Raw genomic sequence first — 11,976 nt, forward strand, 5'->3', positions numbered from 1 at the left:
GCGCTCCCTTAGCGTTTTGCCTGCCAGATACGTTGTTGGTAATCGCGGATCGAGCGATCGGAGCTGAACATGCCGCAACGGGCGCTGTTCAAAATGGCGGCGCGCGTCCAGGCTTCCTGGTCCAGATAAAGTTTGTCGGCAAGCTTTTGCGCCTCGGCATAAGCAGTGAAGTCCGCCATCAACAGGTAAGGATCGCCGCCCTCTTTGCCGATGCTGTGCAGCATCTGATCAAAGGCGTGTTTATCTCCTTCACTGTATTTGCCCTGCTCCAGTTCTTTAAGCACGGCATCCAGCACTTTATCTTTTTTGCGCCATTTCACCGGATCATAGCCTTTGGCTTTCAGGGCTTTAACCTGCTCGACGGTGTGGCCGAAAATAAAGATATTCTCTTCACCCACCTTCTCTGCAATTTCAACGTTGGCACCGTCCAGCGTCCCCACCGTCAGCGCGCCGTTCAGCGCCAGCTTCATGTTGCCGGTGCCGGATGCCTCTTTACCGGCAGTCGAAATCTGTTCGGAGATATCAGCCGCCGGGATCATGATTTCCGCCGCAGATACGCAATAGTCCGGCAGGAAAACAACCTTCAGTTTGTCGCCCACCAGCGGATCGTTGTTGATCGCCTCAGCCACTTTGTTGATAGCAAAGATAATATTTTTGGCCAGGTAATAACCCGGAGCCGCCTTCGCGCCAAACAGGTAAACGCGCGGCACACGGTCTGCTTTCGGGTTCTCGCGGATCTCTTTGTACTGCGCCAGGATATGCAGCAGGTTCAAGTGCTGACGTTTGTATTCGTGCAGACGTTTGATTTGCACGTCGAACAACGCATCCGGGCTAATCACGATGCCGGTACGAGCCTTCACAAATGCAGCCAGTTTTACTTTGTTCTGATGCTTGATTTCGCGCCAGGTCTGGCGGAATTTGGCGTCATCGGCGTGCTTTTCCAGTCCTTCCAGCACGTCGAGGTTATTCGCCCACTCTTTCTTCAGCGTCTTGTCGAACAGCGTGGCAAGCGCCGGGTTGCATTGCTTGATCCAGCGGCGCGGCGTAATGCCGTTCGTCACGTTATGGAATTTGTTCGGCCACAGCTGGTGGTATTCCGGGAACAGATCTTTCACCACCAGCTCAGAATGAAGCGCCGCAACGCCGTTCACCGCAAAGCCTCCGACCACGCACAGGTTAGCCATACGTACCTGCTTGCTATGCACCACGGCAAGCTTCGCCCAGACGGCTTCATCCCCCGGCCAGGTTTTGTCGACCAGCAGCTTAAAGCGTTTGTTAATCTCATTGATGATTTGCATATGGCGAGGCAGCAGCGCTTTCACCAGCTTCTCGTCCCAGCACTCCAGAGCTTCAGGCATCAGGGTGTGGTTAGTGTAGGCGAACGTTTTACTGGTAATCGCCCAAGCGTCATCCCAGCTAAGCTGATGTTCGTCAATCAGCACGCGAAGCAGCTCAGGGATAGCGATGGTTGGGTGGGTATCGTTCAGTTGAATCACTTCGTAGGCCGGCAGCTCGGCGAGCTTGCGGCCTGCCAGATGATGGCGGCGCAGAATGTCAGCCACCGAACAGGCACACTGGAAATACTGCTGCATCAGGCGCAGCTTTTTACCGTTCAGGTGATTGTCATTCGGATAGAGCACCTTGGTGAGCTTTTCAGCGTCAATGCCCTGCTGCTCGGCTTTAAGAAACTCACCGTCATTAAATTTAGTCAAATCAAATGGATGAGCATGTTTTGCCTGCCACAGGCGCAGCGGCTGCGCCACGCCATTTCGGTAGCCCAGCACCGGTAAATCCCACGCCTCGCCCTGGAAAATAAAGGCTGGCTCCCAGCGGGAACGCTTACCGTCCTTCACGAGTTTCCCACCAATGCCCACCTGCACATCCAGCGCGCTGTTGTGGCGGAACCAAGGGTAGCTCCCGCGCTGCCAGTCATCCGGGGCTTCCATCTGTTTGCCGTCCTTAAAGGACTGGCGGAACAATCCGTACTGATAGTTGAGGCCATAGCCGATGGCCGATTGCCCGACCGTAGCCATTGAGTCCAGGAAGCAGGCCGCAAGCCGTCCCAACCCGCCGTTGCCTAAAGCCGGGTCCGTTTCTTCTTCCAGTAAATCGGTGAGGTTTATCTGGTAATCCTTCAGCACATCGCTCACCTCAGTGAACCAGCCAAGATTAAGCAGGTTATTCCCCGTCAGGCGGCCTATCAGAAACTCCATCGAGATGTAGTTTACGTGGCGCTGTTTGGCTTCAGGTTTTGCTGCTGGCTGAGCCGCTAAGTGCTCTGCAAGCGCACCACTAACCGCCTGCCACCACTGATGCTGAGTCATTTCACTGGCATCATGGAGGCCATAACGCTGCCACTGGCGCGTCAGAGCGGACTGGAACTGTTCTTTACTGAAGATCGGCTGTGACATAGAAAATCGGTCCTGTAATGTTCGAAAATCATTACCCGTTAGTGTGCCGGGCAGCCCGTGGGAGTTCCTCCTCCCGGCGTGGATTAGGCGGGGAGGAGTAGCGAGGATGAGCGAAAAATGTGATCTCTGCCACTCGATGCGGCGGTGTAACAGGTTTCAGCCGCGCTGTCACAAGCAGTGAGCAATCGCATTCATGAAAAAATGGAACTGTGACAGGGTGCAACTTACCGAGCTCGGAAAGTTCAACAACCTTGCAATAAAAAGCATTCTGGCAGACCTTATCCGTAAGCATTAATTACGAAGCGTAAAAAAAATCGCATCCTTGAACTTTTCCCTCCATTATTTTCTCTGCAGTCCGGCAGCCCCGCCCTGCAGCGCGAAAAATGCCGGGGAAATTTATACACAGTGAAGTGATCAACTATGTTAATCCCATCCAAATTAAGCCGCCCCGTTCGGCTGGAAAACACTGTGGTTCGCGATCGCCTGTTGGTGAAGCTTTCAACTGCCGCCAACTATCGCTTAGCGCTGATCGCCAGCCCGGCCGGTTATGGTAAAACGACCCTCGTGTCGCAGTGGGCGGCGGGGCGAAAAGAGCTGGGTTGGTATTCCCTCGATGAGGGAGATAACCAGCAGGAGCGCTTTGCCAGCTACCTGATTGCCGCCGTGCAGCACGCCACCGGCGGCCACTGCGCCAGTAGCGAAATCATGGCGCAAAAGCGGCAATACGCCAGCCTGTCTTCGCTCTTTTCTCAGCTGTTCATTGAGCTGGCGGGATGGGACAAACCGCTGTACCTGGTGATTGATGATTATCATCTGATTGCCAACCCGGTTATTCATGAAGCCATGCGCTTTTTCATTCGCCACCAGCCAGAAAACCTGACACTGGTGATCCTGTCGCGCAATCTCCCGCAGCTTGGCATTGCCAACCTTCGCGTGCGCGATCAGCTCCTGGAAATTGGTAGCCAGCAGCTCGCCTTTACGCATCAGGAAGCCAAACAGTTCTTCGACAACCGTCTGGCAACGCCGATTGAACAAGCGGACAGCAGCCGCCTGTGTGATGACGTTGCTGGCTGGGTAACGGCGCTCCAGTTAATCGCCTTGTCCGCGCGCCAGAGCAATACACCAGCTCAACATTCCGCACGCCGTCTGTCGGGCATTAACGCCAGCCATCTTTCAGATTATCTGGTGGATGAAGTCCTGAACAACGTTGATGCCGATACCCGCAACTTCCTGCTGAGAAGCTCCATCCTGCGCTCAATGAATGACGCATTGATCATCCAGGTAACGGGTGAAGAAAATGGCCAGATGCGGCTGGAGGAGATTGAGCGCCAGGGCTTGTTCCTGCAGCGTATGGACGATTCCGGCGAATGGTTCTGCTTCCACCCGCTGTTTGGCAGTTTCCTTCGCCAGCGCTGCCAGTGGGAGCTGGCCGCAGAGCTGCCGGATATTCACCGGGCGGCCGCCGAAAGTTGGATGGCGCAAGGCTTCCCAAGCGAGGCCATTCACCACGCGCTGGCGGCAGGTGACGCCAATATGCTGCGCGATATTCTGCTGGGCCACGCGTGGGCGCTGTTTAACCACAGCGAACTGACGCTGCTCGAGGAGTCACTGAAGGCGCTGCCGTGGGAAAGTCTGCTGGAAAACCCAAAACTTGTGCTGCTGCAGGCCTGGCTGATGCAAAGCCAGCACCGCTACGGCGAAGTGAATACCCTGCTGGCAAGAGCCGAGCAGGAAATGGACCTGGTCATCGACGACACGCTGCACGGTGAATTTAACGCCCTGAGAGCCCAGGTTGCCATCAACGCGGGCGATCCGGCGGAAGCCGAGCGCCTGGCCATGGTCGCACTGGAAATGCTGCCGCTGGCCAATTTTTACAGCCGTATCGTAGCCACCTCGGTTCACGGCGAAGTGCTGCACTGCAAAGGCGATCTGACAAAGTCGCTTTCCGTTATGCAGCAGACCGAGCAAATGGCCCGCCGCCACGATGTGTGGCACTACGCGCTGTGGAGCCTGATTCAGCAAAGCGAAATCCTGCTGGCTCAGGGGTTCTTACAGGCCGCCTGGGAAACCCAGGAAAAAGCCTTTGTGCTGATCCGCGAGCAGCACCTCGAACAATTGCCACTGCACGAGTTTCTACAGCGTATCCGCGCCCAGCTGCTTTGGGCCTGGGCCCGGCTGGATGAAGCCGAAGCGGCAGCCCGTAGCGGGATGGAGGTGCTTTCCAGCTTCCAGCCGCAGCAACAGCTCCAGTGCCTGGCGCTGCTGGTGCAATGCTCACTGGCGCGCGGTGACCTGGATAATGCTCGCAATCACCTTAATCGCCTTGAAAATTTGCTTGGGAACGGTCCCTGGCACAGCGACTGGGTCTCCAACGCCGACAAGGTGCGGGTGATTTACTGGCAAATGATTGGCGATAAAAAGTCGGCAGCCAACTGGCTGCGCCAGACGCCGAAGCCTGAATTTGCCAATAACCACTTCCTGCAAAGCCAGTGGCGGAATATCGCCCGCGTACAAATCCTGCTGGGTGAGTACGATCCGGCGGAAATGGTGCTGGAAGAACTTAACGAAAACGCCCGCAGCCTGCGTCTGATGAGCGACCTTAACCGCAACCTGCTGCTGCTCAACCAGCTTTACTGGCAGGCGGGCAGAAAAAGTGACGCTCAGCGCGTGCTGCTGGAAGCTCTGGCGCTGGCAAACCGCACCGGGTTTATCAGTCACTTCGTTATCGAAGGGGAAGCGATGGCGCAGCAGCTGCGCCAGCTTATTCAGCTCAACACGCTGCCGGAGCTGGATCAGCACCGCGCTCAACGCATCCTGCGTGAGATAAACCAGCACCACCGCCATAAGTTTGCGCACTTTGATGAAAGCTTTGTGAACCGCCTGCTGAATCACCCGGAAGTGCCGGAGCTTATCCGTACCAGCCCGCTGACGCAGCGAGAATGGCAGGTATTGGGGCTGATTTATTCCGGTTATAGCAACGAGCAGATCGCCGGAGAGTTGGATGTTGCGGCCACCACCATCAAAACGCATATCCGAAATCTTTACCAGAAGCTGGGCGTGGCGCACCGTCAGGACGCGGTACAGCATGCACAGAAATTACTGAAGATGATGGGGTATGGGGTTTAGCTGGAGATATTCTGAAGGCTAGTTTCAGCCCCTCACCCCGGCCCTCTCCCCATAGGGGAGAGGGGGGATAAAAATCTGAAGATGAGCGGAACCTGCCAACACTCGGACTGAAAAGGGTTCAACTCTCTTTAAGACGCCAGCGACAGTCCCGCTTTAGCCGCCTGCTTGACCAGCCACTGCGCCACCCGCGCCTGCTGCTCTTCGTTCAGCCACATGCCCAGTTTGGTGCGGCGCCACAGTGCATCTTCCGCACATCTGACCCATTCATGCTCAACCAGGTAGCGAAGCTCGGCTTCATAAAACTCATGGCCAAAATCTTCGCCCAGATCGCCCAGGGTTTTGGCCTCGCCCAGCACCAGGTCGCTGTTGCTGCCATAGGTGCGCGCCAGGTGACGGGCAAGGCTTTCGGTCAGGAAACCGTAACGACGGCGCAGTTTGGCCGCATAATCATCGCGATCGCCACCGATGTCACCGCCAGGCAGGCGGCACTCTTTGGTCCAGGCCGGGCCGATATTCGGGTAGTAACGCTCCAGCTTATCCAGCGCATGTTCAGCCAGCTTACGGTAGGTCGTCAGCTTACCGCCAAAGACCGACAGCAGCGGAGCCTGACCATTTTCGTCATGAATATCCAGCGTGTAATCACGGGTTACCGCCTGCGGAGAATCAGACTCGTCATCACACAGCGGGCGCACGCCAGAATAGGTCCAGACGATATCATCTTTGGTCAGCGTCTTTTTGAAATGCGCGTTGTAAACGTTCAGCAGATAGCTCACTTCTTTGTCATCAATCTGCACCGCTTTCGGGTCACCGTGGTATTCCACGTCGGTGGTGCCGATAATGGAGAATTCGTCCATCCACGGGATCACAAACACAATACGTTTATCTTCGTTTTGCAGGATGTAAGCCTGCTTCTGGGTATGCACGCGAGGCACCACGATGTGGCTGCCTTTGATCAGGCGGATACCGTAAGGCGAAGGCAGATGTAGCCCTTCGTCAAAGAAGGTTTTCACCCACGGACCGGTGGCGTTCACCAGGCCTTTCGCGCGCCAGGTAAAGGTTTCGCCGGTATCAATATCCTGCGCTTCAACGACCCACAGCCCATTTTCGCGGGTTGCTTTGGTGGCGCGAGTACGGGTTTTCACCTCTCCGCCCTTGCGGGTCACCATTTGGGCGTTAGCCAGCACCAGGCGAGCATCATCCACCCAGCAATCGGAATATTCGAAACCGCGCACGATCTCAGGCTTGAGCACTGAATCTGCGCCAAAACGCAAGCCGGTCGAGGCCGGCAAACTGGTGCGTTTCCCCAGATGATCGTACATGAACAGGCCAGTCCGAATCATCCAGGCCGGACGAAGATGCGGCCGGTGCGGCAAACGAAAGCGCATAGGGAAGGCAATGTGCGGCGCCATTTTCAACAGCACTTCACGCTCCGCCAGCGCCTCACTCACCAGGCGAAACTCATAATGCTCCAGGTAACGCAGGCCGCCGTGAATCAGCTTCGAGCTGGCGGAAGAGGTCGCGCAGGCCAGATCCTGTCCCTCCAGCATCAACACGGATAACCCGCGGCCAGCGGCGTCCGCCGCAATACCGGCGCCGTTGATTCCACCGCCAATAACAATCAGATCTTTGGTTTCCATGTTGCCCTCACGCACTTTCGTTAAAGCTCAAAAATGTTCGATATCGCTCATGATAGCAAGTGTTCGCCCGCTTTGGTAACGAAATAAAAACATTTCTACGTGATATGGATAACATATTGGCGTTAATATCAGCGCCAGCGGGGCGCGATGCCTTAACATGCCCCTTGTTTCCTTTCTTTCTCGACGAGTAAAACCATGGATCAATTTGAATGTATTGGTGTGGAAGAAGCACACCAGAAACTCCAGCAGCAGCAGGCGGTATTGGTGGATATCCGCGATCCGCAGAGCTTTGCCATGGGACACACGCCGGGGGCTTACCACCTTACCAACGACACGCTGGTGAATTTTATGCAGCAAACCGACTTCGACACGCCGGTCATGGTGATGTGCTACCACGGCAACAGCAGCAAAGGCGCCGCCCAATATCTGCTGCAGCAAGGCTATGACCAGGTCTACAGCATCGACGGTGGCTTTGATGCCTGGCACCGCCATTTCCCGGCTGAAGTCGCTCACGGCGCGTAAAGTTCAGCCCTTGTCGCTCCCTGCAGGTATACTGCTTGCCTTTGTACGGCTTTATAGACGAAGTTGGTTAAACTTTCATGATCATGATTACCTCTTTCGCCAACCCGCGCGTGGCGCAGGCTTTTGTCGATTACATGGCAACTCAGGGCGTTATTCTTACGATTCAGCAACATACGCAAAGCGATGTCTGGCTGGCGGATGAGAACCAGGTACAGTATGTCCGCGCCGAGCTGGAAAAGTTCGTCGCGAACCCTGGCGACCCGCGCTACCAGGCCGCCAGCTGGAGTACCGGCCACAGCGGCGTGGGTTTCAGCTATAAACGCTATCCTTTTTTCGCCACTATAAAAGAGCGCGCCGGCCCGCTGACGCTTATCGTCATCGGCGTGTGTATCGCGCTGTTTGTCCTGCTCAATATCGTGGGCTTCGGTCCGGTGATCTCCGTGCTTGGTTGGCCGCTCGTGCCCGAGCAGCGCTTTGAGTTTTGGCGCTATTTCACGCACGGATTACTGCATTTCTCCTTGCTGCATATCCTCTTTAACCTACTATGGTGGTGGTATTTAGGCGGCGCGCTCGAAAAACGCCTCGGCACCGGCAAACTGCTGACGCTGACGCTTATCTCCACCCTTCTGAGCGGTTTTATGCAGGCAAAATTTACCGGCCCACTGTTTGGCGGCCTGTCAGGCACGGTGTTTGCGCTGATGGGTTATGTCTGGCTGCGCGGAGAGCGAGATCCCGACAGCGGCATTCAGATGCAGCGCGGGCTGCTGGCGTTTGCGGTAATTTGGTTGGTTATTGAGGTCTTCACTCAGTCCGCTGTCATTCCAGCGCACCTGACCGGCATGCTGGTTGGCCTGGCGATGGCGCTGGTAGATACCCTGAATGCGCGAAAACGAACATAACAATGCTGGAGTAGCTTGTGAAGCAGACACAACGTCATGACGCGATTATTGAGCTGGTTAAGCAGCAGGGATACGTCAGTACCGAAGAGTTGGTGGAACAGTTTGCCGTCAGCCCGCAAACCATCCGCCGGGATTTAAACGACCTGGCCGATCAGAATATGATCCTGCGCCACCACGGCGGGGCGGCCCTGCCCTCCAGCTCGGTTAACACCCCGTGGCATGACCGAAAAGCAACGCAAACCGCAGAAAAAGAGCGTATTGCGCAGAAGGTTGCCAGCCAAATTCCTAACGGCGCCACGCTGTTTATCGACATCGGCACGACGCCGGAAGCCGTGGCGCATGCGCTGCTTAATCACAGCAATCTGCGCATTGTGACCAACAACCTCAACGTGGCGAACACGCTGATGGCTAAAGAAGATTTCCGTATCATTCTGGCCGGCGGAGAGCTGCGCAGCCGCGATGGCGGCATTATCGGCGAGGCCACGCTGGACTTCATTTCCCAGTTCCGTCTCGACTTCGGTATTCTCGGCATCAGTGGGATCGACAGCGACGGCTCGCTGCTTGAGTTCGACTACCACGAGGTTCGCACCAAGCGCGCGATTATCGAAAACTCTCGCAGCGTGTTGCTGGTCGTGGACCATTCGAAGTTTGGCCGTAATGCGATGGTGAATCTGGGCAGTATTAGCCTGGTGGATACCGTGTATACCGACGTGGTGCCGCCCGCAGGAGTGATGCAGGTGATTAAAGAGAATAACGTGCAGCTGGAGCTGTGCTGAGTTTTATCCTCGCCCCGGCCCTCTCCTGAAAGGGAGAGGGGGAAAAGAATTTGGTCCTTTTCTCCCATCTAAGTAGGGGATGAAGAAGCATCCTTGATCTGATCCCCTCTCCCTCGTGGGGAGAGGGTTAGGGTGAGGGGAAAAGTTACAATCTCACCGGCTTAATATGCCAAATCTCGTCGGCATACTCCTGAATCGTCCTGTCTGACGAGAAATAGCCCATATTGGCAATATTGTGCATCGTGCGGATAGTCCACTCCTCCGGCTGCTGGTAAACCTCATCCACCTTGTCCTGACAGTCCACATAGCTGCGGTAATCCGCCAGCACCTGGTAGTGATCGCCAAAGTTAATCAGCGAGTCGACTAAGTCCCGATAGCGCCCCGGCTCCCCGGGGCTGAATGCCCCCGTCGCGATTTGCGTCAGCACCTGGCGCAGTTCTTCATCCTTCTCGTAATACTCCCGAGGGTTGTAGCCTTTACTGCGGAGTGTCTCCACCTCTTCTGCGGTGTTGCCGAAGATAAAGATGTTGTCCTTGCCGACGTGGTCGAGCATCTCCACGTTGGCGCCGTCCAGCGTCCCGATGGTCAACGCCCCGTTAAGCGCAAACTTCATGTTACTGGTCCCCGAAGCTTCGGTTCCCGCCAGCGAAATTTGCTCGGAGAGATCTGCCGCCGGAATAATCAACTGGGCGAGGCTGACGCTGTAGTTGGGGATAAACACCACCTTCAGCTTATCTTTAACCTGCAGGTCGTTGTTGATGACCTCCGCAACGTCGTTGATAAGATGAATAATATGCTTCGCCATGTAATAGGCCGATGCCGCTTTACCCGCGAAAATATTCACGCGTGGCACCCATTCCGCCTCAGGATCGGCCTTGATGCGGTTATAGCGGGCGATCACATGCAGGACGTTCATTAGCTGGCGCTTATATTCATGAATGCGCTTAATCTGCACGTCGAATAAGGCGTCCGGGCTCACCACGACATTCAGTTGCTGCCCAATGTACGTCGCCAGCCGTTTTTTATTCGCCAGCTTGGCCTTACGCACCGCCTGATGCACCGTCGGGTAGTCAATGTGCTGCTTCAGGTCGTTCAGTTGGCTTAAGTCCGTCCGCCAGGTCTGCCCGATATTCTCATCCAGCACTTCAGACAGCGCCGGGTTGGCAAGCGCCAGCCAGCGGCGCGGCGTGACGCCGTTCGTTTTGTTGCTAAAGCGCATCGGGAAGATACTGGCGAAGTCGGCAAACAGGGACTGCACCATCAGATTGGAGTGCAGCTCAGACACGCCGTTCACCTTATGGCTGACCACCACCGCGAGCCAGGCCATCCGCACTCGCCTGCCGTTGGATTCGTCGATGATCGATGCCCTGCCCAGCAGCCCCGTGTCGTTCGGGTACTGTTCCTGCAGGGTTTTCAGGAAGTAGTCGTTAATCTCAAAGATGATCTGCAGATGGCGTGGCAGGATCTTGCCGAGCATGTCCACCGGCCAGGTTTCCAGGGCCTCGCTCATCAGCGTGTGGTTGGTGTACGAGAAGACCTGGCAGGTCACTTCGAACGCTTCCTCCCATTCAAACTTATGCTCGTCAATCAGCAGCCGCATCAACTCCGGAATCGACAGCACCGGGTGAGTGTCATTCAGGTGAATCGCAATTTTATCCGCAAGGTTGGCGTAGGTTTTATGCAGCTGATAATGGCGGCTCAGAATGTCCTGCATGGTCGCCGAAACCAGGAAATACTCCTGGCGCAGGCGAAGCTCACGCCCGGAATAGGTCGAGTCATCGGGATAAAGCACGCGGGACACGTTTTCGGAGTGGTTTTTGTCTTCCACCGCCGCGAAATAATCACCCTGGTTAAACTTACCGAGGTTGATCTCGCTGCTCGCCTGAGCGTTCCACAGCCGCAGCGTGTTGGTCGCGTCGGTGTCGTAGCCCGGAATAATCTGGTCATAGGCAACCGCGAGGATCTCTTCGGTTTCGACCCAACGAGACTTTTTCCCTTCCTGCTGAATACGCCCGCCGAAACGCACCTTGTAGCGCGTATTGTGGCGTTTAAACTCCCAAGGGTTGCCGTACTCAAGCCAGTAGTCCGGCGACTCTTTCTGGCGGCCATCAACGATGTTCTGCTTGAACATCCCGTAGTCGTAACGAATGCCGTAGCCACGCCCAGGCAGCCCCAGGGTCGCCAGCGAATCGAGGAAACAGGCGGCGAGACGCCCCAAACCGCCGTTGCCCAGGCCGGGGTCGTTCTCCTCGTCAATCAACTCTTCGAGGTCGAGGCCCATCTCTTCGAGGGCATTTTTCACATCTTCATAGATGCCGAGGGAAAGCAGCGCGTTCGACAGCGTGCGTCCGATCAGAAACTCCATCGACAGGTAGTAAACCTGGCGGACTTCCTGGGAAAGCTGGGCGCGGTTGGAACGCAGCCAGCGCTCCACCAGCCTGTCGCGCACGGCAAACAGCGTCGCGTTAAGCCACTCGTGTTTATTGGCGATGGCAGGGTCTTTCCCCACCGTAAACATCAGCTTATAGGCAATCGAGTGTTTAAGCGCCTCGACGCTCAGCGTGGGTGATGCATAGGAAAAGGGTGCGTTCATATCAGTGATTCC

At 55.8% G+C, this 11,976-nt stretch carries 7 protein-coding genes; 4 read left to right on the forward strand and 3 right to left on the reverse strand.

Annotation, left to right across the window (positions count from 1 at the left end; translation table 11 throughout):
* Positions 1 to 8: 8 nt before the first annotated feature.
* On the reverse strand, positions 9 to 2,411 hold the full coding sequence (gene malP, locus A936_RS11400; protein WP_008457889.1) for a maltodextrin phosphorylase: 2,403 nt from the start codon (positions 2,409 to 2,411) through the stop codon (positions 9 to 11).
* 420 nt (positions 2,412 to 2,831) lie between these two features.
* Here malP and malT point away from each other — a divergent pair, with 420 nt between their 5' ends.
* A complete protein-coding gene (gene malT / locus A936_RS11405) occupies positions 2,832 to 5,537 on the forward strand; it encodes an HTH-type transcriptional regulator MalT (RefSeq protein ID WP_008457891.1) in 2,706 nt (901 codons plus the stop codon).
* A 128-nt stretch (positions 5,538 to 5,665) separates the two neighbouring features.
* Here the strand turns inward: malT and glpD are convergent, their stop codons facing one another.
* Positions 5,666 to 7,174: a glycerol-3-phosphate dehydrogenase gene (gene glpD / locus A936_RS11410; RefSeq protein ID WP_008457892.1), complete on the reverse strand. Its 1,509-nt coding sequence runs from the start codon at positions 7,172 to 7,174 to the stop codon at positions 5,666 to 5,668.
* Positions 7,175 to 7,369: 195 nt separating this feature from the next.
* Here glpD and glpE point away from each other — a divergent pair, with 195 nt between their 5' ends.
* The 3 genes from glpE to A936_RS11425 all read left to right on the forward strand — a co-directional run bounded on the left by glpE (position 7,370) and on the right by A936_RS11425 (position 9,371).
* On the forward strand, positions 7,370 to 7,696 hold the full coding sequence (glpE, locus tag A936_RS11415) for a thiosulfate sulfurtransferase GlpE (RefSeq protein WP_008457894.1): 327 nt from the start codon (positions 7,370 to 7,372) through the stop codon (positions 7,694 to 7,696).
* Positions 7,697 to 7,773: 77 nt separating this feature from the next.
* Entirely contained in the window at positions 7,774 to 8,595 is an 822-nt protein-coding gene (glpG, locus tag A936_RS11420) for a rhomboid family intramembrane serine protease GlpG (RefSeq protein WP_008457895.1), read from the forward strand.
* Positions 8,596 to 8,612: 17 nt separating this feature from the next.
* On the forward strand, positions 8,613 to 9,371 hold the full coding sequence (locus A936_RS11425; RefSeq protein ID WP_008457897.1) for a DeoR/GlpR family transcriptional regulator: 759 nt from the start codon (positions 8,613 to 8,615) through the stop codon (positions 9,369 to 9,371).
* A 145-nt stretch (positions 9,372 to 9,516) separates the two neighbouring features.
* Here A936_RS11425 and glgP read toward each other — a convergent pair whose 3' ends face one another.
* Positions 9,517 to 11,964 (reverse strand): glycogen phosphorylase, encoded by a 2,448-nt coding sequence (gene glgP / locus A936_RS11430; protein WP_008457899.1) that lies wholly within the window; start codon positions 11,962 to 11,964, stop codon positions 9,517 to 9,519.
* Positions 11,965 to 11,976: the final 12 nt, after the last annotated feature.

Origin of the sequence: Enterobacter sp. Ag1 (assembly GCA_000277545.1) — a bacterium.
Lineage (GTDB): Bacteria > Pseudomonadota > Gammaproteobacteria > Enterobacterales > Enterobacteriaceae > Cedecea.

Coding starts and splice junctions, on each gene's coding strand:
- glpE (WP_008457894.1), top strand. CDS start 7,370: ATGGATCAATTTGAATGTATTGGTGTGGAAGAAGCACACCAGAAACTC.
- glgP (WP_008457899.1), bottom strand. CDS start 11,964: ATGAACGCACCCTTTTCCTATGCATCACCCACGCTGAGCGTCGAGGCG.
- malP (WP_008457889.1), bottom strand. CDS start 2,411: ATGTCACAGCCGATCTTCAGTAAAGAACAGTTCCAGTCCGCTCTGACG.
- glpG (WP_008457895.1), top strand. CDS start 7,774: ATGATCATGATTACCTCTTTCGCCAACCCGCGCGTGGCGCAGGCTTTT.
- glpD (WP_008457892.1), bottom strand. CDS start 7,174: ATGGAAACCAAAGATCTGATTGTTATTGGCGGTGGAATCAACGGCGCC.
- malT (WP_008457891.1), top strand. CDS start 2,832: ATGTTAATCCCATCCAAATTAAGCCGCCCCGTTCGGCTGGAAAACACT.